This is a genomic window from Kocuria nitroreducens (assembly GCF_042879195.1).
Classification (GTDB): Bacteria; Actinomycetota; Actinomycetes; order Actinomycetales; family Micrococcaceae; genus Kocuria; species Kocuria nitroreducens.
The window spans coordinates 1-22,216 of sequence record NZ_JBHZTC010000003.1 but is presented as its reverse complement, the minus strand read 5'-3'; the positions used below and the strand labels follow the sequence as shown (position 1 = coordinate 22,216).

The 22,216-nt window shown below is 68.8% G+C and carries 18 protein-coding genes and 2 pseudogenes; 12 read left to right on the top strand and 8 right to left on the bottom strand.

All coding sequences use genetic code 11. The annotated features are described in order from the left end of the window. The first annotated feature begins 98 nt into the window (after window positions 1–98). The 4 genes from rpsF to rplI all read left to right on the top strand — a co-directional run bounded on the left by rpsF (window position 99) and on the right by rplI (window position 1,938). Window positions 99–404: a 30S ribosomal protein S6 gene (gene rpsF / locus ACFYE1_RS02320; protein ID WP_058873271.1), complete on the top strand. Its 306-nt coding sequence runs from the start codon at window positions 99–101 to the stop codon at window positions 402–404. Between the two features lie 111 nt (window positions 405–515). Further along, entirely contained in the window at window positions 516–1,154 is a 639-nt protein-coding gene (locus tag ACFYE1_RS02315; RefSeq protein ID WP_387739535.1) for a single-stranded DNA-binding protein, read from the top strand. A gap of 78 nt (window positions 1,155–1,232) precedes the next feature. Beyond that, window positions 1,233–1,469, top strand: a complete 237-nt coding sequence (rpsR, locus tag ACFYE1_RS02310; protein WP_017835048.1) for a 30S ribosomal protein S18 — start codon at window positions 1,233–1,235, stop codon at window positions 1,467–1,469. A gap of 19 nt (window positions 1,470–1,488) precedes the next feature. Further along, window positions 1,489–1,938 carry a 50S ribosomal protein L9 gene (rplI, locus tag ACFYE1_RS02305; protein ID WP_298587300.1) on the top strand — a complete coding sequence of 150 codons (450 nt, stop codon included), beginning with the start codon at window positions 1,489–1,491 and terminating at the stop codon, window positions 1,936–1,938. A 100-nt stretch (window positions 1,939–2,038) separates the two neighbouring features. Here rplI and ACFYE1_RS02300 read toward each other — a convergent pair whose 3' ends face one another. Then, the gene (locus tag ACFYE1_RS02300; RefSeq protein ID WP_387739532.1) at window positions 2,039–2,656 is read right to left on the bottom strand and encodes a class I SAM-dependent methyltransferase; all 618 of its coding nucleotides are present in this window, start codon (window positions 2,654–2,656) and stop codon (window positions 2,039–2,041) included. Between the two features lie 98 nt (window positions 2,657–2,754). Here ACFYE1_RS02300 and ACFYE1_RS02295 point away from each other — a divergent pair, with 98 nt between their 5' ends. Then, complete coding sequence (locus ACFYE1_RS02295) at window positions 2,755–3,063, top strand: hypothetical protein (RefSeq protein WP_387739530.1); 309 nt, start codon at window positions 2,755–2,757, stop codon at window positions 3,061–3,063. A gap of 451 nt (window positions 3,064–3,514) precedes the next feature. Then, window positions 3,515–4,624 (top strand): patatin-like phospholipase family protein, encoded by a 1,110-nt coding sequence (locus tag ACFYE1_RS02290; protein WP_387739527.1) that lies wholly within the window; start codon window positions 3,515–3,517, stop codon window positions 4,622–4,624. Here ACFYE1_RS02290 and ACFYE1_RS02285 read toward each other — a convergent pair. Further along, a complete protein-coding gene (locus tag ACFYE1_RS02285) occupies window positions 4,621–5,595 on the bottom strand; it encodes an ABC transporter substrate-binding protein (RefSeq protein ID WP_387739525.1) in 975 nt (324 codons plus the stop codon). The genes ACFYE1_RS02290 and ACFYE1_RS02285 overlap by 4 nt on opposite strands. Before the next feature lie 166 nt (window positions 5,596–5,761). Continuing rightward, window positions 5,762–7,192: an amidase family protein gene (locus ACFYE1_RS02280; RefSeq protein ID WP_387739523.1), complete on the bottom strand. Its 1,431-nt coding sequence runs from the start codon at window positions 7,190–7,192 to the stop codon at window positions 5,762–5,764. Window positions 7,193–7,342: 150 nt separating this feature from the next. On the opposite strand from ACFYE1_RS02280, the gene dnaB reads away from it, so the two are divergent. Then, window positions 7,343–9,943, top strand: coding sequence for a replicative DNA helicase (gene dnaB, locus ACFYE1_RS02275; protein ID WP_387739900.1), 2,601 nt, complete (start codon window positions 7,343–7,345; stop codon window positions 9,941–9,943). A 126-nt stretch (window positions 9,944–10,069) separates the two neighbouring features. Here dnaB and ACFYE1_RS02270 read toward each other — a convergent pair whose 3' ends face one another. Then, a complete protein-coding gene (locus ACFYE1_RS02270; protein ID WP_387739521.1) occupies window positions 10,070–10,342 on the bottom strand; it encodes an antibiotic biosynthesis monooxygenase in 273 nt (90 codons plus the stop codon). An 831-nt stretch (window positions 10,343–11,173) separates the two neighbouring features. On the opposite strand from ACFYE1_RS02270, the gene ACFYE1_RS02265 reads away from it, so the two are divergent. Then, window positions 11,174–11,614, top strand: a complete 441-nt coding sequence (locus ACFYE1_RS02265; protein ID WP_387739518.1) for a nuclear transport factor 2 family protein — start codon at window positions 11,174–11,176, stop codon at window positions 11,612–11,614. A 72-nt stretch (window positions 11,615–11,686) separates the two neighbouring features. On the opposite strand, the gene ACFYE1_RS02260 is transcribed toward ACFYE1_RS02265, so the two are convergent. The 3 genes from ACFYE1_RS02260 to ACFYE1_RS02250 all read right to left on the bottom strand — a co-directional run bounded on the left by ACFYE1_RS02260 (window position 11,687) and on the right by ACFYE1_RS02250 (window position 14,874). Next, window positions 11,687–12,040: a nuclear transport factor 2 family protein gene (locus ACFYE1_RS02260; RefSeq protein ID WP_387739516.1), complete on the bottom strand. Its 354-nt coding sequence runs from the start codon at window positions 12,038–12,040 to the stop codon at window positions 11,687–11,689. A gap of 318 nt (window positions 12,041–12,358) precedes the next feature. Next, complete coding sequence (locus ACFYE1_RS02255; protein ID WP_387739513.1) at window positions 12,359–12,781, bottom strand: hypothetical protein; 423 nt, start codon at window positions 12,779–12,781, stop codon at window positions 12,359–12,361. A gap of 1,748 nt (window positions 12,782–14,529) precedes the next feature. Next, entirely contained in the window at window positions 14,530–14,874 is a 345-nt protein-coding gene (locus ACFYE1_RS02250; RefSeq protein WP_387739511.1) for a hypothetical protein, read from the bottom strand. A 799-nt stretch (window positions 14,875–15,673) separates the two neighbouring features. Between ACFYE1_RS02250 and ACFYE1_RS02245 the strand changes: the two are divergent. Then, window positions 15,674–16,851, top strand: a pseudogene (locus ACFYE1_RS02245) (IS30 family transposase). 602 nt (window positions 16,852–17,453) lie between these two features. Here ACFYE1_RS02245 and pdxR read toward each other — a convergent pair. Further along, entirely contained in the window at window positions 17,454–18,890 is a 1,437-nt protein-coding gene (gene pdxR / locus ACFYE1_RS02240) for a MocR-like pyridoxine biosynthesis transcription factor PdxR (protein ID WP_387739509.1), read from the bottom strand. A gap of 138 nt (window positions 18,891–19,028) precedes the next feature. Between pdxR and ACFYE1_RS02235 the strand changes: the two genes are divergently transcribed. The 3 genes and pseudogenes from ACFYE1_RS02235 to ACFYE1_RS02225 form a co-directional block, all read left to right on the top strand. Continuing rightward, entirely contained in the window at window positions 19,029–19,913 is an 885-nt protein-coding gene (locus tag ACFYE1_RS02235; protein ID WP_387739506.1) for a dihydrodipicolinate synthase family protein, read from the top strand. 160 nt (window positions 19,914–20,073) lie between these two features. After that, window positions 20,074–21,183 (top strand): MFS transporter, encoded by a 1,110-nt coding sequence (locus ACFYE1_RS02230; RefSeq protein ID WP_387739504.1) that lies wholly within the window; start codon window positions 20,074–20,076, stop codon window positions 21,181–21,183. A gap of 848 nt (window positions 21,184–22,031) precedes the next feature. Next, window positions 22,032–22,216: pseudogene (locus ACFYE1_RS02225) on the top strand (hypothetical protein); the annotation flags it as partial.

Sequence of the window (22,216 nt, the reverse complement as noted above, 5' to 3'; positions counted from 1 at the left end):
CGCCGCCCGACGTGCGGCGCCGGCGCGCGGACGACGCTACAGAACCTCCTGCTGCGGAAGGACCGCAGCCGCTCAGCCCGAAGGAGGTGGGTTCGAACATGCGTGAGTACGAACTGATGGTGATCATCAACCCCGAGGTCGAGGATCGTGCCGTGGAGCCGACTCTCAAGAAGTTCCTCGACGTCGTCACCAAGGACAACGGGACCGTCGACAACGTCGACATCTGGGGCCGTCGTCGCCTCGCCTACGAGATCCAGAAGAAGACCGAGGGCATCTACGCGGTCGTCCGCTTCACCGCGACCCCGCAGACCACCCAGGAGCTCGACCGCGTCCTGAACCTCAACGAGGCCATCATGCGCACCAAGATCATCCGCCCGGAAGAGCAGAAGATCTCCGCCGAGTAGGGACTTCACATCTGATCACCGAGGGCGCCTCCACCGGGCCCCCGGTGAGATGCTTCAGAGATCCCAGCACGTCCCGCACGACCGCGAACATCCTCGACCCGGGAGGTCCACATGGCTGGTGACACCGTCATCACCGTAATCGGCAACCTGACCGCTGACCCCGAGCTGCGCTTCACCCCGTCGGGTGCGGCCGTGGCCAACTTCACCGTTGCGTCCACGCCCCGCACCTTCGACCGCCAGTCCAACGAGTGGAAGGACGGGGAGACCCTGTTCCTGCGCTGCTCCGTGTGGCGCGAGGCGGCCGAGAACGTGGCAGAGTCCCTGCAGAAGGGCATGCGCGTCATCGTCCAGGGTCGGCTCAAGTCGCGGTCCTACGAGACCAAGGAAGGCGAGCGGCGCACCGTCACCGAGCTCGACGTCGACGAGGTCGGTCCTTCGCTGCGCTACGCGTCCGCGAAGGTGAACCGCAACGCCCGCTCCGGCGGGCAGGGCGGTGGCAGCGGCTTCGGTCAGCAGGGCGGCGGTCAGCAGAGCGGCGGCTTCGGCGCCGGTGCCCCGGCCGGCGGTGGATTCGGGGGCGACTCCGGGTTCGGCGGCGGTCAGCAGGGCGGTGGCTTCGGCCAGGGCGGCCGCTCCGGCGGCGGACGCCCGTCCGCTCCGCAGGCCGCACCCCAGAGCGACCCCTGGAGCCAGTCCTCCGGCGGCAACTACGACTGGGGCAGCGGCCAGGACGACGAACCGCCGTTCTAGACCTTCCGCACTTTTCCCATCCACCCCATCCCGCGGTGACCAGCCGCGGGCTCCACTCGAAGAACAAGGAGCACCACGATGGCCAAGGCTGAACTCCGTAAGCCCAAACCAAAGCAGAACCCGCTCAAGGCTGCCAAAGTCACCGAGATCGACTACAAGGACGTTGCGCTGCTGCGCAAGTTCATCTCCGATCGCGGCAAGATCCGCGCCCGCCGTGTCACCGGTGTGACCGTGCAGGAGCAGCGCAAGATCGCCCTGGCGATCAAGAACGCCCGCGAGGTCGCGCTGCTGCCCTACTCCGGCGCCGGCCGCTGATCAGAGAGGACAGACACTCATGGCAAAGATCATCCTGACGACCGAGGTCACGGGGCTCGGCGCTGCCGGTGACGTGGTCGAGGTCAAGAACGGGTACGCCCGCAACTACCTCTTCCCGCGCGGCTTCGCGACCCCGTGGTCGCGCGGCGGCGAGAAGCAGATCGAGAGCATCAAGGCCGCCCGCGCCGCGCGCGAGGTCGCCTCGCTCGAGGACGCCCAGGCCCTGGCCCAGAAGCTGACCTCCGCCACCGTGACCATCCCGGTCAAGGCCGGCTCCGAGGGTCGCCTCTTCGGCACCGTCAAGGCCGAGGACGTCGCCAAGGCCGTCGAGGCCGCCGGCCTCGGCGCCGTGGACAAGCGCAAGGTCGAGCTCAACCAGCACATCAAGACCACCGGTGTGTACCAGGCCTCCGTGCGACTGCACGAGGACGTCAACGCGAACGTCGAGTTCGAGGTCGTCCCCGCCTGATCGGTTCCTCCCGTCCGGCCGGCACGGAGAAGGCCCCCGCGGTTCGCCGCGGGGGCCTTCTCTGCCTTCCCGGGGACCTCCGCGGGGCGGCCGGGACCGGTCAGCGGGGCCGGACGGCCTCGAGGACGACGTCCAGCGCGGTCTCGGTGGTGCGCACCTGCCGGGCGCGCACCAGGTCCAGTCCCTTGCCCTCGAGCACGGCGACGGTCTGCTCCAGGGTCGGGCGGGGAACGGTCGGTGGCGGGCCCTCGACGCTGCCGGGGGCGTGCGTGATCCACAGCAGCCGGCCGCCGGGGACGAGCCACTCGGCGGCGTGGCGCAGCAGGGTCAGGTCGTGCTGGAAGTACACGGCCACGATCAGGTCGAACCGCGGAGGCACGGCGTCGGGTCCGGAGCGCTGCTCCTGCTCGGGGGTCCAGGTCCGCAGGTCGGTCACCAGGGCGCGGCCCGGCAGGCCGCGCTCCGCCAGGGCGCCGGTGATGGTCCGCACGGCGCTGGGGGAGAAGTCCACGGCGGTGGGGTCGTAGCCGGCCACCGCCAGGGCCAGGGTGTGGCGGCCGGAGCCCGCGCCGAGGTCGAGTGCGGTCGGCGGCCCGCCCTCGCGCTCCCCGGCCGTCCGGTCCAGGAGGGCGGCGACCTCCGGGTGCGGCTGGGCGCCGTCGGGGGAGGACGCCCCGGAGGCGTACCGGTCCTCCCACATGCGCTGGTTGTCGTCCACGGGGATCTCCTGGGTGGGTCGGGTGCGTGGGTCGGGCGTGCAGGCACTCGTGGGGCGGTGCGGCGGTGGCGTCGAGCTGTCCGGGGGACAATGGGACCATGCCGTCCCTGATCTCCCGCGTCTCACCGTCCGCCCTGTACTGGTTCGGCGTGGGGTGCCTTCTCTTCACCGTACTGGCTTTTGTCGTGGCGTTCCTGGGCGGGAACTCCGCAGGAGCCGAAACCTCCATGGCGTTCTTCGTGATGGGCTTCGTCGCGGCGACGGCGGGGGCGACCGTGACGGCGGTGGTGGCCCTCGGGGGCGCCATCGGGTTCTCGTCCGACCGGGTCCGGTTCCTCGTGCTGCTCGGCCTGTCGGTGATCTGCCACCCGCTGCTGTGGCTGGCGCTGATCGCGTCGGTCGCCTGACCGCCCGTTCCGGCTGACGTCCCGGGTCCGGGACCCGGATCCACGGTTCCCGGAGGCATCGGCGACGGCCGCCGCCCGCGCCGCAGCGCCTCTGCTGCTCCTGACCGACAGACCTCCGACGTGGGCCGCAGCACGAGGCGGGAAACACGGCGCTGTGGACGACACCCGTGGGGTCCGGGTCCGCCCTGCACAGGGTGTGCACCGATATTCCCGCAGGTCAGAGGCATCCTTGAGAACACCTGTGCATAACTTTCCACAGAGTTCTCCCCAACCTGTGCACAGCCCGCCACGGCGTTTTCCACGGCTTGTCCACAGGGTGGAAAACTCCGCCGGCTGGTAGGGTCTTCCGTCCTCCGCGAGCCGGTCCGGGCGTCGTCGTCCGCGGGCGGCGGGCTAGGCTCGAGGCATCCGGCCGGTCCCCTGGCCGGGCCCTGCGGGAGAGGAGCGGCAGATGTCCCCACGCACGCGCGTGGCCCTGGCGCTGGGCAGCGGCGGCGCCCGCGGCTACGCCCACATGGGCGTGATCGAGGTGCTCGAGGAGCGCGGCTACGACATCGTGACCGTCGCGGGGAGCTCGATGGGAGCGCTCGTGGGCGGGCTCCACGCCGCCGGGCAGCTGGAGGCGTACGCGCAGTGGGTGCAGGGCCTGAGCCAGCGCGACGTGCTGCGGCTGCTGGACCCGTCCCCCTCGGCGCCCGGCGTGATCCGTGCGGAGAAGATCATGGCGAAGGTGCGCGAGCTGCTCGACGGCAGGCTCATCGAGGACCTGCCCATTCCCTTCACGGCGGTGGCGACGGACCTGCTCGCCCGCAAGGAGGTCTGGTTCCAGGAGGGCCCGGTGGACGTGGCCGTCCGCGCGTCGATCGCCCTGCCCAGCATCATCACTCCGGTCATGCTCAACGGCCGGCTGCTCGCCGACGGGGGGATCATGAACCCCGTGCCCATCGCCGCGACCGTCGCCACCCGCGCGGACGTGACGGTGGCGGTCTCCCTCTCCGGTGGCCAGCAGTCCGGGGAGGGCAGGGTCCCCGCCCACGAGACGGCCGCCGTGCGGCCCGCCGAGGAGTGGTCGGAGCGGTTCCGGCGCAGCGCCTCGCACGTGCTGGACCGCGAACTGACGCGCAGCGTCCTGGAACGCTTCGCGGAGGCGCGCGGTCGCGGCGCCTCGTCCCGGTTCCCGCGCCCCGACGGGGCGACCCCGGCGGACGCCGTCGAGGCCCTCGTGCAGGACGCCGCCCCGGACGCCGTCCAGGACGCACTCGTGGACGCCGCCGAGGGTGCCGCGGAGGAGCTCGCCCAGGAGGAGTTCGGTGCCCTGCCAGCGGGGCTGCGCACGCTCGACGTCATGCAGCTCTCCCTCGAGGTGCTGCAGTCCATGGTGCTGCGCTACCGGCTGGCCGGTTATCCGCCCGATCTGCTCATCACCGTGCCGAAGAGCGCCGGGCGGCTGCTGGACTTCCACCGTGCGGGGGAGCTCATCGAGCTCGGCCGGCGGATGACCGAGGAGGCCCTCGACCGCGCCGACGAGTTCCCGCCGGCGCGGCCGGGGCCGCAGGCCTAGTCCGCCCGGACGATCTCGTCCAGGTTCGCCTCGCTGTCGATCACGTCGTACTTCAGCATCAGCTCGGCGAGCGTCTCGAGCTCGTCGCGGTCCACCTCCGCGTCGAACTCCTCCAGCCGCAGGTCGGTGGCGACATCCTCCGGCATGTTGAGGAAGCTCACGATGGTCTCGCGCACCCGGTCCGGGTTCTCCTGCGCGAACTGGAGCGCCTCCTCCATCGCGGCGTTGTAGTTCTCGAGGACCTCCGGGCTCTTCTCGGTGAACGCCGTGCTGCTGAAGGTGACCATGGTGTCGAGGCCCGGAACCGTGTCTTGGTAGTTGTAGCCGACCAGCTCGGTCTGCTCACCGTTGATCAGCTGGGTCAGGAACGGTTCCGGGACCCAGGCGGCGTCGATCTCGCCGCGCTCCAGCTGGGCCGGCATGTCCTGGAAGGGCATCTCTACGAAGTTCACGGCGTCCGGGTCGCCGCCGTCCTGGCTCACGGCCTCCTTGATGGTCAGGTCGCCCTGGCCGTTGATCGTGTTCACCGCGACCCGCTTGCCGGCCAGGTCGGCCCAGGACGCGATGCCGGCGTCCCGGCCGGCGGCGACTCCGGTGATGTCCTCGCCCTCGGGCATCGAACTGCTGAAGCCGCTGAGGATCGTCATGTCGAGACCCTGGTCCTTGGCGAGGATGACCGAGAGGGGGTTGCCCACGCCGATGTCCATGGAGCCGCCCGAGACGGCCGGGAGCATGGCCGCGCCGCCCTGGGCGGTCTCGATCGTGACGTCCAGGCCGTGCTCTTCGAAGATGCCCTCGTCGAGGGCGAGCTGCACGGGCGCGGACGGCGCGATGGGGATGACGCCGATGGTGAGGGGCTGCAGCTCCTCGCTGTTCCCGCCCCCACCGGTGGTCCCCCCGCCGCCGCAGGCGGTGAGGGCGAACGTCAGGACGGTTCCGACGGCGGCTGCTCCGGCGAACGGGTGCTTCATGGTGGTCCTCTTCCTCGGGGCGGTCCTGCCGGCGTCCGGCACCGGCGATTCAGCTGTGAGATGCATCACGCACATCGGTACCCTCACCGTAGAGGCAAACCGTTGGATTCGTCAACGGTTGTGGCTGTGAATCGTTGCGCTGTCCCCTCAAAAGACGCCCGGCCGTTCACTGGTCGCGCAGCAGCGCCTCCACGGTGCGGGCGAGGTCGAGCAGCACGGCGTCCGCCCCTGGTCCCGCCGCGAGCTCCAGGCCCACCGGCAGGCCCTCCGCGGTGCGCCCGGCGGGGATGCTGATCCCGGACGTGCCGATGATGCCGGCGAGGTCGGAGTGGCGGGTGAAGGCGTCTAAGGTGGGCACGCGCCGGCCGTTGAGCTCCACGGTCTCGTCGTCGCCGATCGGCCGGGCCGTCAACGGGCACGTCGGCTGCACCAGGGCCGTCACTCCTTGGGCCTGGAACGCCCCGGTGTACAGCCGAAGGGCGAGCCGGCGCTCCTCCTGGGCCGCCCGGTACTCGTCGTCGGCGGCGCGGAACACCTCTGCCAGCTCCCAGATCCGCCGCACGTCCGGGCTGCCGATCCCGTCCCGCACCTCGTCGAGGGAGTGTCCCGTGCCGCGCGCGTCCAGATAGGCCTGGAGGTCGGGCAGGAACTCGTGGAGGGCGATCGTCATGCCCGCCGTGGCGGCCAGCTCGCGGGCGGGTCGGACGTCGACGCCCACGAGTTCCGCGCCCGCCGCCTCCAGTGCTCGCAGGGCCGCGCCGAAGACCGTGTCCACGCCCGGCTCCAGGTCCTCGAGGAACAGCTCGGGCACGCCGAGCCGGACGCCGTGCAGCGGGCCGGGGCCCTCGTCGTCGAACTCCAGGTGCCGCGCGCGGGGCGCGCCGAGCGGGTGCTCGCCCGCGAGCAGGGCGTCCAGCAGCACGACGTCGTCCACGGTCCGGGCCATGGGGCCGATCGTGTCCCGCGAGTGGGCGATCGGCAGAAGGCCCGACGACGGGTAGCGGCCCAGCGTGGGCCGGAACCCCACGATCCCGCACAGGGCGGCGGGGATGCGGGCCGAGCCCCCGGTGTCCACGGCGACCGCCGCCGGGGCCAGGCCCACCGCCACGGCCACCGCCGAACCCCCGCTGCTGCCACCGGGGCTCAGCGCCGGGTCCGCGGGGTGGTGCACCGGTCCGTACGAGCCGTTGTTCGAGGTGATGCCGAAGGACAGCTCGTGCAGATTGGTCTTCAGGGCGAACAGGGCGCCCGCCGTACGCAGCCGCGACACCCCGAGGGCGTCCCGCTCCACCACATCCTGTTCGAGCGCCCGCGTCCCTCCCGTGGTGGGGAACCCCGCGACGTCCACGACGTCCTCGACCGCCAGCGGGACGCCCGTCAGCGGGCCCCGCGTCTCCCGGCGGTCCAGCGAGTGGGCGAGGGCCCGGGCCAGCTCCGGATCCGCGCTGATCACCGCGCCCAGCCGCTGCGCTGTGGGCAGCCGCTCCAGCAGGGCGTCGAGGTGTTCCACGTGGCTGATCCGGCGCTCCGCCAGCTCCGTCCGGGTGGTCCGGATGTCCCACGAACAGGGGCCGCTGAGGTCTGTGGTGAGCGTCATGATCCATGGTGTCCACGGACGGGCCCGGGCGGCAAGCGGTGTCCGCGGTCGGTGCGAGAATGGAGGGGCTGCCCGGAAGCTCGGGGCGGCGTCGTCGTGTGCGCACCGTGCCGTCCGCAGGGTGCGCGGGGAGAGGTGGACCAGGTGTCGATGGTGTCGGAGCGCTCGTCCGGGAGCGACCGGGAGTTCGGCCGGACCCCGCCGCAGGACAACGTCGCGGAGCAGTCCGTGCTCGGCGGGATGATGCTGTCCAAGGACGCGATCGCGGACGTGGTGGAGGTCCTGCGCGGCGTCGACTTCTACAAGCCCGCCCACGAGTCCATCTACGAGGCCGTGATCTCCCTGTACGGGCGCGGCGAGCCGGCCGACGCCATCACGGTCGCGGACGAGCTCACGAAGCGCGGCGAGATCGAGCGCGTCGGCGGTCCCGCGTACCTGCACACCCTCATCTCCTCCGTGCCCACGGCGGCCAACGCGGGCTTCTACGCCGAGATTGTGCGCGAGCGCGGCGTGCTGCGCCGGCTCGTGGAGGCCGGCACCAAGATCGTGCAGCTCGGCTACAGCTCGGACGGCGAGGTCGACGACATCGTCAACGCCGCCCAGGCCGAGATCTACCAGGTGGCCGAGCGGCGCTCCTCCGAGGACTACACGGTGCTCAAGGAGGTCATCGAGTCCACGGTCGATGAGATCGAGGCCGCCGGCTCCCGCGGCGAGGGCATGCGCGGCGTGCCCACCGGCTTCATCGAGCTCGACGAGCTGACCCAGGGCTTCCAGGGCGGCCAGATGATCGTCATCGCGGCGAGGCCGGCCATGGGCAAGGCGCTCGCCCTGGACACCGTGATCCCCACGCCTGCCGGGTGGACCACCATGGGCGAGCTCCAGGTGGGAGACGAGGTCATCGCCGCCGACGGCACGCCGTCCCGCGTGGTCGCGGCCACCGAGGTCATGACCGACCGGCCCTGCTACCGGGTGAGCTTCGACGACGGCTCCGAGATCGTCGCGGACGAACAGCACCAGTGGCTGACGGATACGCGCTCGTCCCGCAGATCGGCACAGGCCACGATCGCCGATGACAACCGGACGAAGAAGCAGCAGGCGTTCGCCGAGATCCGGACGACGGCTGACATTCGCTCGACATTGCGATGCAACACGAAGGAAGCCAGACTCAACCACAGCGTGAAGAACGCCAAGGCGTTGCAGTTGGCTCCCCGGGATCTCGTCGTCGGACCATACACACTCGGCGCATGGCTCGGTGACGGTCACTCGGCGGCGGCACGCATCACCAGCGCCGACGACGAGATCCTCATGCGGGTCTCTGCGGAGGGACATGAGGTACATCCTGTGTCGGGGATGACTCACGCCATAGGTCTGCCTCGGGAAGAGCGAGTTCTGCACGGTCGGTGTGAAATCTGCGATCAGCCCTTCACCCACACGAACAGGAACGTCCGCACATGCTCCAAAGCCTGTGGCGGCAAGCTCAAGGGCGAGCTGGCGACCACGGTACGAGCTACGTGCATCGACTGCGGTGGTTCCTGCACCGGAGGTCTGCGGTGCAGGACCTGCCACCAGCAAAAAGCCTCCCTCCAGGGCCGCCTGCGTGCGCTGGGTGTGCTCGGCAACAAGCACATCCCCATGTCCTACCTGCGAGCCGGCGAAACCCAGCGCCGAGAACTGCTCGCCGGATTGCTGGACACCGACGGTACCGTGACCAACGCGGGGTGCATCCAGTTCGCGGTGACGAACCGGCGACTGGCCGAGGACGTGCGTGAACTGGTCCATTCGCTGGGGTACCGATCAGGCTGGGCCGAGAAGAGAGTCAACGGGCGAAACGAGGCCTCATCCACCGCCTATCTCCTGACGTTCTCGACGGCTGACCAGGTGTTCGGCCTGAGTCGGAAACAGATCATGCACAAGGAGCGGGACGCGCGTTCGACGCCGAAGCGCTCACAACGCTTCATCACATCGGTGGAGCCGATCGAGTCGGTGCCAGTGCGGTGCATCGAGATCGATCACCCCTCGCACCTGTACCTGGCCGGCTCGACGTTCATCCCCACGCACAACTCGACCCTGGCCCTCGACGTCGCGCGCTCCGCGGCGATCAAGCACAACCAGACCACAGTGATCTTCTCCCTCGAGATGAGCCGCAACGAGATCGCCATGCGCCTGCTCTCCGCCGAGGCCACGCTCAACATGCAGGACCTGCGCAAGGGCAGACTGCAGGACGAGCAGTGGGCCAAGATCGCCACCACGATGGGCAAGATGGACTCCGCGCCGCTGTTCATCGACGACTCGCCGAACATGTCCCTCATGGAGATCCGGGCGAAGTGCCGCCGGCTCAAGCAGAAGCACGACCTCAAGCTCGTGGTGCTCGACTACCTCCAGCTCATGAGCTCCGGCAAGAAGGTCGAGTCCCGCCAGCAGGAGGTCTCGGAGTTCTCCCGTGCCCTGAAGCTGCTGGCCAAGGAGCTCGAGGTCCCGGTCATCGCGCTGTCGCAGCTGAACCGTGGGTCCGAGCAGCGCCAGGACAAGAAGCCGATGGTCTCGGACCTCCGCGAGTCGGGCTCGATCGAGCAGGACGCGGACATGGTGATCCTGCTGCACCGCGACGACGTCTACGACAAGGAGTCGCCGCGCGCCGGTGAGGCCGACGTGATCGTGGCAAAGCACCGCAACGGCCCCACCAAGACGATCGTCGTGGCGTTCCAGGGCCACTACTCCCGGTTCGCGAACATGGCGCACGAAGGACTCTGACACTCACGCGGTGCGGCTGCGCGGTGGGTGTCGGACTGCAGGCACGACTGAGCAACCGCCGCGCAACCCGGATCCGCTCCGCCTGGTCACCCGTTCCACCGCCCTTCGGCAGCCGAGACGGGGGAGTCAGGAGTCGTACTGCGCGAAGGCGTCGATTCTCACGGGTGGCTCGGAGAGGGCGAGTTCCTGCGCGATGGCCGGGATCTCGGGATCGGCGAGGAACCTCTCGTAGTCCTCGATCTTCCAGTCGAAGAAGACCCACACCCGGTTGTGGTCATCGGGATCCCGGAACACACGGGCGCCCCGGCACCCGTGCTCCTTCCTCTTCTCGACGCCGATCGTCGAGAAGGTTCTCAGGAACTGATCGAAGTCGGCGACCTTGGCGATGGTGACGATCATTGTCTCTGCTCCTCCGAGTGGACGGTTGCCGGCGGGCTCGAGAAGCACGGACCCAGGGCTCAGACCCGACCAGCCGCTGGGCTGCATTGTTCCCGCCGGGCAGCGCGCTGGCCCGCTCCGTCCAGGACCGCAGTCGGCCCGCATCTGGTTCCCCGCCCTCGCGGACATCGACGTAGCAAACCTCGGGAGCCCGGTGCACGATCAGGTCATCGAGGCGTTGCCCGACATCTCGTGCACCACCCGGCAGAGCGCGCTGCATTCCTGCACCGGGCTCTCCCCTTCACCCTGGGGACCTGCGGGCTGCCCCCTGAGCGCAACCTCGGTCCCGCGTCTTGCTCATTGCGATCGATCATCGGACGGTGCCCCTTGGAACGGTCCGTCGCAGCTGCCGAGAGGTCCCGTGCCGGCATCGACGCCTCCGAGTGTAGTCCGGGCTCTCACGTCGGCTGCTGCGACGCCACGCGTGGTCGATGCCGGCCAGGGCGCACAGCAGGGGGCCGCTGCCGGGATTGCAGTCCTGCCCAGCCTCGTCCGGGGCAGTGGTCACCTGCAGGGTGAACCTGATCCGCACATAGTGGCCGCTCCTGGGCGAGGGCAGAGAGGACTCGGGCGACATCCTCGTCGGCACGGGTGACAAGGCGATTCCATGGCGGGACTCGGCCGACGCTGAGGGGGCTGGTCAGCCCGGCGGCTCCGTGGCAGGCTCAGGCACATCAACGAGAACACCCCCAGTGATCTGCTGACCGCCTGCTCCGGCGGTGTGGCCCAGTGTCGGGTTCGCCGACGTCCCCGGGGCCTGTCCCCAAGTCCCCGCGCCTGCGACACTGCGGTATGGCCACGAATTCCCCGCACCAGCCTCCGGGCGCCTCGTCCTTCGCTCCCGGGTCCTCCGCCGAGGCGGTGGAGGAGGAGCTGCTGGCGGTGGTCCGCAGCTGGGCGGAAGCCATCGTCGCCAACGACGCGACCCGCATCGCCGCCTTCGTGACGGCGGACTGGGTCATGGTCTCCGACACGGGCATCTCCCCGGGGAAGAGGTTCCTCGACCTGGTCGCCTCCGGCGACCTGACCCACTCGGCCATGGAGGTCGTCGGCCCCACCCGGGTCCGGGACCTGGGGACCACGGCGGTCCTCACCGCCCGGGTCACCAACACCGCCCATTATCTGGGCCGGCGGTTCGACGCCGACGAGTGGACCACGGACGTGTTCGTCCGGCGGGACGGCCACTGGCTGTGCGAGCTCACCCACTACACCGCCGTCAGGCCGTCCGCCTGACGTTCCGGTCCGCCGGGCTCCGGGGCAGAGCCTGGGTCATGGTGCCACGGTCACCGGTCGGCCCGATCGGCGTCACGGGGTCAGCTCGATGTTGTAGGAGCGGATGCGCGTGATCATCCCGTCCCTGAAGTCGAGAAGATCGCAGGAGGACACGAGCGATCTCTGCCCGTCGTGGTCGATGTACTCCGCGGTGCTGTCGACGACCACGCATCCATCGCCCAGCACGGTCCTGAAGTGGGTGAACTCCGTGGTCGTGCTGCGCAGTTCGGCGGTGGTCGCCTCGCACACGGCCGTCACGGCGTCCTTGCCGGTGATCTGTGTCTCTCCGACGAGAATCCAGGTCACCTCGTCCGCCATGTGCGGGATGGCGGTGTCGAAGTCGTGGCCGGCGAAGGCGGAGGCGATGTCGGCGATCGTGGGGTCCATGGTGGGGCCTGCTTTCTGTTCGGACGGGGAACGAAACAGGGGGTTGGGAGGTAAGGGTGTCTCGGCGGAGCCTTGGGGGCGGGTCCTGTGCGGGAGACGGTGCGGGCTCACGGGGGACCACCGGCATCCCGGGGCGGGCCCAGCCGGGCCGGTCGGGACGGGTCGGGTCCTGCTCCAGCGGCCCGGGGTGAACACCGAGCTCGTCGGGCCCGGGTGGGGATGAGGTGTCAGCCGATGCGGAAATCCCCCGTGCCTGCGGCTGGAGGGTCGGCGCAGGAGTGGAGGTCTTGGTGCTCTGGTCCCGATGGATGCGCCGGCTCAGCCGTGGATGTCAGAGGTCTCCTCCTCGAGATCGTCGAGCACCCACTCCGAGAGCTGTGCGGCCGGGACTACGACCGTGGCGTCTCGGAGCTGCTGTGCCTCCTGGGGTGAGAGGCACTGCTCGGCGGCCTCGGCGTTGTAGGCGTCCAGAGCTGTGGCGTAGCCGGCGGCCAGCTCCGCCCTCCAGGGGCGGTGGTGGGCGTAGCAGGGGTGGTCGGGATCAGGGCTGCGCAGATCCAGCCACCGTGCCGGTTCCAGGGGAGCGGAGGTGATGGGCACCAGACATTGGTGCAGCTCCCAGGTGACGTCGGCCCAGCGACCCGCGGGGGTGTCCACCATGGGGTAGTAAGTGGCGACCCTATGGGCAGGGCTGTAGGGGCGGAGTTCGACTGCCAGAGCCCCGGAGGCAGAGGTGGTCATGCCTTCTTCCTGTTCACAGTGGAAAGATCGTCGCGGCCCGGGGCTGGACCGCACCGACGGGCTCGAGAGAACCCGACAGCGATGCTACAGAATAGGCGTTCCGCCGATGACTATCGAAGCAGGCTGAGCAATGTGACGGCGTGCCGCATTCCACGCCTGGTCATGGAGGCGCCTCAGCACCCGTCCCGATGGTGTATGTCGTACCCCTGCCGGACGTTGGGCGCATTGTGACGCACACCGGGCGGGATGGGCACACTGCTGATGGGCACCGCCCATGCATCTGCCAGCAGGGGCCTACCGCCTGGCCGCTGGCTGCTTAACCGCCACACGGTAAGCCTGCTTCTATTAGACGCCTCGCAGCTCGGAAACAGAACCCCTACGGCCCCATGGCATCGGATGCCGTTTCTCAAGCCTAGGGCTGCAAGACGGCTGGGGTGCAAGACGGCTGGGGTGCCGGACGGCTGGGGTGCCGGACGGCTGGGGTGCAAGACAGGCACGTGCATTGCTTCGTTCTGTCCAGGCGGCAGGTCGAGGGTGTGCGGGCGGTGCAGAGCCCACACCTGACGGGTACCGGGTCCATGGGCAGTCGAAGCTATGGCAGGTTCTCGAAGCCGCTCATCGCTCCCGTGCCGCGGGCGGTACTTCATGGGGGCGTGAGCCCGTGGTGATCGTCCCGACCTGCCATAAGACTCGATCGCACGCCCGGTGTGGTGCGCTGCGCTGGGAACTATCTGCCGCTATCGGACAGGGGGCTCTGGTCAAGATTGGCTGACTGCCCGACATGTGATCTCGGGACACGTCGAAGGAGACCCCTAGGCCGCCCCAGACGCCCACGGACGCCCTCAATGGGCCGTCCCCGGTCGGCTCCATCTTGTCGGCTATCGCCGTGGCCATCGGGATGGTGTGCGTGTTGGTCCCGGTGCGCCTCAACCGGCCGGAGAGCTTTGATGAGCGCAATCAGACCAGCCGAGGGATCTCCGCTGACGGCTCCACCACGGCACTGGGCGGGGTCGGCGTCGCGCATTCCAACGTTGGATTCGGCGGTGGCGAGGGTGAGGGAGAGTGTTGATCACGCCCTGGCAAGAACGGGGTGGTTGACGGTCGGCTTCGCCGCACTTGAGGTCCTGACCCTGCTGGGCTGCCCCGCCCTGATCATCGTCCAGTTGATCGTTGCGACATCGATCATGGGCCGGGAACTGGTCACGGGACGCAGACGCACCGCAGGGATCGTACTGTCGATCATCTCGCTGGTCCCCGCGGCCCCACTGCTGGTCATGACTCAGGTTCTGGATGCCTTCGGCGTGTTGCTGCTCGGCGGTCTGGTGATCCCGGCGGTTCTCGTTCTCGTGCGCCTGTGGCAGTTATCGCGTGCCGAGACGACCCTTCGACCCAAGCACCTCCATGGGCCGTCATCCACGCGTGCATCAGACCTTTCGAGACTGCCGCACTGGCCGACGACAACTGATCGTGCGTCGGTCCCGACTGACGCGACTCTGCGACCGCATCAAGCGGCAGAAAGAGGTCGTTTTCATATTGTTAGCGAGTCCGCCCCGCCACGGAGGTCACTGCGCGACAAAACCTGTGGTCCCTCCGATCAGAAACCGGAGGGACCACAGGTCATGGTGAGCTCTCTTCTGTGTCGCCGTTGCCGTCTTTTGGCGACCCGGCGTAGATTTCAACGCGTCTGTCAAAAGGTGTTGGATGCATCTCCTATCCAACTCCGCGTCGAACTCGTCAGCGGTGGGTGCTCAGAAGTGGGAGTATTTGGTGATGGGGCTGTAGTCCCACGCTGAGGCACCACCGAGACGGCCGTCCTTGTCCACCCGGAATCTGACCCTGTGGTAGATCTCAACGCCACCGTCCCCATCCGTGTCATGAAGAGCATGGTTGCTGTTCTTCGTCGTGTGTCCGTCGAACGGCCAAAAGGTGTGCTGGAAGGGGCTGGCGCCAGTGAAGTCGTCCTTGCCCGGATCCTCTTCATACCGTTCCTGTTCGATGATGGCCGTTCGCCCTCCCTTGCATTTCACGTGGATCGGATAATCAGCCCAGACGGCGGTGAATGCGGCACTCACCACTGGTTTCTTGGCGGTCACCGTGCACCCGTCCTTCGACGTGGCGGCCATGGCCGGAGCGGTGGCTAGGGCAGAAGAGGCCAAGGCCAAGGATGTTGCTGTCAGTACCAGCTTCGTCCATGACATCCTCCGACGTCCCGACGTGGTCTCGTTGTTCAATACGTAGGTAGTGCGCATGATGGTGAGCTCCTGTACACGTGGCGACTGCGTGACCGATACGGGTGAAATTTCCCGAGGCTGGTTTGGACCAATAGCATCCGTGAAATGCTTCGCCGACGACCTGACGAGGCACTATGAGGCGTATTCCCTGCACCAGAGGAATGTAGATGACTTAAGCCCTGTTTGACCTGCGATTTACCGAGTTCATCGGACCTCATGTCCAAGTCTGGTAGATGTAATCGTGGCCATTGTTCGCGGGTGCTTCATCCATCCGTAGATTGAACTCTCGGGTACACCGACAGATGTACGCTCCTCGGTATCGCTGGTTGCCTCGGAGTCTGAGCCTTCAGCGGACCGATCCGCCGACACAAGAGCTGCCGGGAACAAACACCTGCACGCAAGCCCTGGGAGTTGGGCGGCTACGCCATGCTTCCCGAAGCGTTGAATCGGACCTGACCGTGCCCGCACCTGTCGTGTGGTCGGGGTAGAGTCAGCATGCCGTCGTCAAGGCCAACGCACCCCTCCATGCACTGATGCCCACCCGTATCCCTATGCCTCGCACAGCAGACCCTTCTGCCTCATCGGGGCAGGGAAGTGACTCACCACCCATGGGTGGCCTCAAGGGGCCGTTGCAACGCCTACCCGATGTGGAGTCTTGCTCATGCCCGCAAGCCAAGCTGGAAGAGAACGTCAGGCGCTGTTCTGGAATCTGATCCGCCAAGGACACTCGGCCTCGGGTGCGTGCGAGGCTGTCGGGGTGAACAGGCGCCAGGGGTACCGGTGGATCAAGGCAGCCGGCGGTCGCATACCGGTTGTCGACCGGCCACGCTCAGGCCGGTTCCTCGGCCAGGACGACCGTCTCGCCATAGCTGACCTCCGCCTGGCCGGGGCCGGCGTGCGGGAGATCGCCCGGGAGCTTGGGCGGGCACCGAGCACGATCTCTCGGGAGCTGCGTCGTAACAGCCAAGACAGCTCCGGTGTTTACCGCCCGCATGCCGCCCAGAAACGGTGCGATCTGCGGGCCCGAAGACCCAAGCCGGGCAAGTTGCAGGACCCGACATTGGCCGCGGCCGTCGAGAGGCGTCTGGTGAAGAATTGGAGCCCGCAGCAGATCAGCGACGACCTTTCCCGGGCGTTCCCGGACCGGGAGGACACGCACGTGTCCCACGAGACGATCTATCAATCCCTGTTCGTTCAAGGCCGTGGCCAACTCCGAGCCGACCTGCATCACCACCTGCGCACCGGACGCGCTGCCCGGCGTCCCCGCGGCCAGCACTTCACCGCCAAAGGCCGTATCCGCGACAAGGTCATGATCAGCGAACGACCCGCCGAGGCCAAGGATCGTGCGGTTGCCGGCCATTGGGTGACCTCATCATTGGAACCGCCTCAGGCTCCGCGATCGGAACCCTGGTCGAACGCAGCACCCGTTATGTGATGCTTGTCCATCTTCCGCACGGACACAGCGCCGAGAACGTCCGTGACGGCCTCATCACCACGATCAGCACCCTGCCCGCGCACCTGCGGCGATCGTTGACCTGGGACCAGGGAACCGAGATGGCCAGGCACCGAGAGATCACTGTGGCGACCGAGATGGCGATCTACTTCTGCGATCCCCATTCGCCCTGGCAGCGCGGCTCGAACGAGAACACCAACGGCCTCCTCCGGCAATACTTCCCGAAGGGCACCAACCTCTCTGCCCACGACCCTGGCCGGCTCCTGGATGTGGCTGCCGAACTGAACCAGCGTCCGGGGAGAACCCTCGACGGCATCACCCCAGCACAAGCCCTTCAGAAGCTACTCTCGAACCCACCAGAACCTCCTGTTGCAACGATCCCCTGAAACCGCCAGGGCCACCCTCTACCAGCGGATGCGGGAGCTCCCAACCGCCGCCGTCTGAGCGGGTGGAAGCCAAGTTCAGGTATGACCGTCCATTGGATCGTGGACGTGAAGAATCGAGGGCTCCAGTGCTGCCGATCGCTTGAGCCCTGGGGTCCGGCTCGAGTCGCCGGCAGGAGGTCAGCGGCAGGTGCGCCGGTGATGACCGGGGTGGCTTCGGCGCCCGCGGACCCAGGCTCCGACACCTACACCGGCCAGTGCCCAGATGGCACCGGCGCCCACTCCGGCGAGCACGATCCAGAACGGTACGCGCAGCTGGTCCTCCAGGGCAGGCCGGGACGCGTTGACCGTGGTGTTCTCCGTCATGGCGGCAGGATGGCACAGACGATGTCGGCTACGGGAACGTTCTCCCGCTCTGCGTCGGTCCGTGAAGCGGCCGACAGGACCTTTTGAGGGTCACTTCGGCACCTCCATGGGACAGCTCGTGGACACGCACACCGCCTCATCAGGGAGTCCGTGGAACCCCACCACGTTGATGATGTGGACACGGCCGGCGCCGAGGCGACGTCGGTGGGCCGGGAAGGCTGCATGATCTGATCCATCGGTCAGGTGCGGTTCTGCCCGCGGTGCGGGACCGTGGTGTCGAGCAGCTGGAGGAGGATGTCCAGGGCGTGGGTGAGTTGGAGGTCTGATGGGGCGCCGTAGCCGATGACGAGCCCGTTGTCGGGTGGCTGGTGGGCGTAGTAGGGGGTCAGGGGGACGACACGGACGCCGTGGGTCAGTGCCGTCGCTGCCAGATCCTCGGCGTCGACCGGTGCAGGGAGGCGGACAACGGCGTGCAGGCCTCCCTCCAGGGCGGCCAGTTCGAGGTCGGGCCGGTCTGCGAGCCGGTCCAGCAGCAGGGCGCGGCGGTGGGCGTAGGCCCGGCGTGCCCTGGCGGTGTGCCGGGCCAGTGCGCCGTCGTCGATGTAGTGGGCCAGCGCGGACTGCAGGACACCACACACCGGGGTGTCCAGCCCGGTGCGGGTCTCTTTCAGCAGGTTCCCTGAGGTTCCTCGGACGGCGAGGTAGCCGCAGCGCAGCCAGGGGCTCAGGGTTTTCGAGAAGGAGCCGAGGAGGACCACCTCTGCCTCCGAGGGGAGGGAGGCGGTGGCCGGCAGGGGCATCCGTTGGTGGCGGAACTCGCTGTCGTAGTCGTCCTCGAGAACCAGGACCTGGTGCTCGGCGGCCCAGTTCAGCAGGGCCAGTCGTTCTTGTACCGGCATCCTCCCGCCCAGGGGGTACTGGTGGCTGGGGGTGATCAACACCGCATCCGGGGCAGGGTCCACGGTGGTGAGCTGAGCGGCGCGCAACCCATCCGGGCCCACGGGCAGGGTCTCGACCTGGGCGCCGGCGGCAGCGAGGACCCGCCGGGCGGTGGGGTACCCCGGGTCCTCCACCAGCACCCGGGGTGCGGGGGAGCGGGTCCGCAGGGCGGTGACGATCAGTTGCAGCGCGTCACTGGTGCCGGCGGTGACGACGATGTCCTCGGCGTCCACGGCCAGCCCTCGGGCCGTGGCGAGATGCCCGGCGATCGCGGCCCGCAACCGGGCGGTCCCCAGCGCCAGCGGCAGGTCGACGTGGCCGGGCTTGGCCAGGGCGTCGCGCCAGGCGGTGCGCCAGGATCGGTCCTCGAAAGGGGTGTCCGAGGGGCGCCCCGGAGTGAGGTCGATGACCGGGCGGGACGGTTCTGCGCGGGGCCGCGGTGGAGTGGTGCGCACCGGGGCCCGAACGTCGGCCCGCACGTCGGCCCGCACGGCCACGCGGGTGCCTCCCGCGCCGTGGCCTTCGAGGTAGCCCTCCCCGGTGAGCTGTTCGTAGGCGCGCACGACCACCCCGCGCGAGACGCCCAGCTCGGCGGCGAGCCGGCGGGAGGACGGCAGATGGTGTGGTGCTCCCACCGTGCCCTCGAGGATCGCCCGGCGCAGTTGAGCAGCCACCTGGACGGCCAGGGGTGTCGGACTGTTGCGGTCCAGGGTGATGGGCAGCTCGGCGACAGCCATTCTTGGTCCTCTTCTTCCAGTCGTTCTTGGACCTAGGTTAGGACCAATCGGCTTGCCACCATGGGTTCCATCCGATCGAGACTTCCCCGCATCTGGTGGTGATGGTGCCGCCCGGGGTGAGCGAAAGAGAGAATCCACATGCTTGAAGGGCTCTGCGCCTTCCCCCTGACCCCGGTATCCGAGGAAGGTGTCGACGAGTCGGCCCTGACCGGTCTCATCTCGCGCATCGTCGAGGCGGAGGTGAACTCCATCGGGGTGCTGGGCTCGACCGGGCTCTACCCCTACCTCGACCGCGCCGAACGGTCCACGGTGCTGGAGGTGGCGGTCGCCGCCGCGTCCGGAACGCCGGTGATCGCCGGGATCGGGGCGTTGCGCACCCGCGAGGTGCTGGCCTATGCCCAGGACGCTCAGGCGGTGGGTGCGGCCGGGTTGCTGCTGGCCCCGGTCTCCTATCACCGCCTGAGCGAGGAGGAGGTCTACGGGCTCTACCGCGATGTCGCCTCCGCGGCGTCGGTGCCGGTGCTCGTCTACGACAATCCCGGCACCACCGGGTTCACCTTCACCGATGAGCTCTACAGTCGCATCACCCAGCTGCCGAACATCACCGGGATCAAGATCCCGCCCCCCGCCGCTGAGGTGGGCCACCGGGTGACCGCACTCCGCTCGGTCCTGCCCGGCAGCGTCTCGGTGGGCATCAGCGGCGACTGGGCGGCCGCGGAAGCGCTGCTGGCCGGGGCCGAGTGCTGGTATTCGGTGATCGGCGGGGTGTTCCCCGCCACCGCCCAGGCCATCGTGGACGCCGCCGTCGCCGGTCACCGGGAGCAGGCCCAGGCGCTGTCCCAGGACCTGGAGCCGATCTGGGCGCTGTTCCGGCGCTACGGCAGCCTGCCCGTGGTGGCCGCCATCGCCGAGACCTTCGGATGGGTGCAGCCCCCGAGCCTGCCCCTGCCGCTGCTCGGGCTGCCCGCAAAGGGCCGCACCGAGCTGGAGGCGGCCCTGCACACCACCGGACTGGCCGGGTGAGAACGTGCCCCGCCACCGTTCGTCCACCTCCGGGCCCGTCCCGCCGTCCCCACCCGAGACGCCCCCCGCCCAACCAGGCGCACCGGCAACGCCTGCGGCCAAGGGCCTGCCTCGCTACGTCGTCGCGGCGACCCTGGCGCGCACCGCCGACGGGGGAGCGGTGCTGGCCATCGTGCTGCTCGTGACCACCAGCGGAGCACCGGGCTGGCTGGCCGGTCTACTGGGTGCTGCCATCACCGCCCCGCACCTGCTGGGCCCGTTTCTCGCCCGCCGCCTGGACACCGCCAAAGACGGGCGCACCGTCATCGCCGCCGCCTGCCTCCTCCACGGGGCCACCCTGGCCGCGGCCGTGCTGCTCTACCCACTCACCAGCCCGATCGTGCCCGGGCTGCTGCTGGTCGCCTCCGGGCTGGTCGGCCCGCTGCTCATCGGGGGTATCAGCAGCCGCCTGCCCGTCATTGCCGGGGAGGACCGGCTCAGTCAGCGCCGCGCCCAGGGCTGGGACGTGGCCACCTACGGCATCGCCGGAACCATCGGCCCCAGCATCGTCGCGGCCGTCTCAGCCTGGGCCGACCCCGCCGCCGCCGGGCTCGTGCTCGCTGCTGCCGTTGTCATGGCCGCAGCCTTCGTGCGGCTGCTGCCCTACGCCGCACCGGCCGCCCACCCGGGCGAGGTCCCCTCACCCGGGCGCACCCTGGGCATGATGGCGGCCTTCGGCCCGCTGCGCCGCACGCTCTACCTGACCATGGTCGTCGCGCTGTCCGTGGCCGCGTTGCCCATCGCCGCGGTCGCCTCCACCGACAGGCTGCACATCGACGCCGCCGCCGCCGGGCTGCTCACCGCCGCCTACGGGCTGGGAGGCCTCGCCGGATCGGCCGGGGTGATGGTGCGCCCCTTCACAGCGGACGCGGACCGACTCATGACCTGGCTGGCCGTGACCGTGGGTGCCGCCCTGATCGGCGCCACCCTGGCCTCCACCTTCACCCTGGCCCTGGCCACCTACACGGTGGCCGGCATCCTCAACTCCTACTTCTTCGCGGCCACCCTGGCAGCGCGCAGCGAGTACGCCCCCCGCCAAGCCCGCGGCCAGGTATTCGTGTGGATCGGCGCGCTGAAGATCACCGCAGGCTCTGCCGGCACCGCACTGGCCGGGGTTCTCGTCACCGGCGCCGCACAGCTGCCCCTGGCCCTGGCCGCGACCCTCATCGCCGTAGCAGTAGCCGCCTCCATTATCGACCGTCGCCTCGAGCGCACCCCAGCAACCACCTGAGTATCGAAACCACCCCTTCGGTGGTGCTCCCGCTGGCCAAAGTACCTCTCACCAACCGTCGCGCACCTATCCATCGCCCCACGGGTGGTCCTGAGCCGAGGTCGACGGACATGGTCAGGTACAGCACCGCTTTACATATGGCCGGTTGGCGGCCATCAAGTCAGCTCAGGATGTCACCTGATCGTGCGTCAGTCCCGTGCGGCAGTGTCGCGCCCCTGGCGCCGGTGCCTGGGCTTGCAGATGGCGGTGACATGACCCGTGGCGCTCTCCAGGGACGCCTTTGCCAGGAATCCGCTATCGAATGCGCCCGACGCTACGGGGTCAGTGTTGACGCGTCGTTGCCATCACCGGTCGCACGGGCGTGCGTCCTGGGTTCTACTGATCCGGCACAGCCCGCCTGAGTGATGTGGCAACTCGGATCTACCACACCCTGGGCGTCATTCCAGCAGGGTGCAGCGTCACCGCCGGGGCCGGAGCCACCTACCCCGCCGCGACCGTCACCGCCGGAATAAGCCCGGCCGTGGGCGGAGACGTCATCGTCGCCCACGGCAACCACCCCGGACCCGGAACATCCCCGGCCTCGATGAAGCTCTCACTCGCCTTACCGACCGCGGCCACACCTTCGTCGGCCTCAGCGGCTCCATCCCCACAAAATCATCACGTTCGCCCGCGTGTCGGTTATAGATGCAATGTGATCGTACTTACGGTTGACATCACCCCCGGAAGTAAGCCGGCTGATTACATGGCTGGCTAGTTTTTCGGCCGTCCCACCCAACCACGCGGTGGTCGGTGATGAACCCCCCACACGCACATTGGTGCGCGCACACTGCACGATGAAGGAAACTGACATGAACACGAAAATGCGTCTTCTTGCTGTTCCCACCCTGGCCCTGGGCGCGATGGCCATGACGGCCACCCCTGCGATGGCTCACGGCCACGACTCCTGGTCGACCCAGGCCACGCTGAGCACCCTGAACGGCTCCGGCACCACCGGCGACGTCATGGTCGACGTCCACGGCAGCGAAGCCACCGT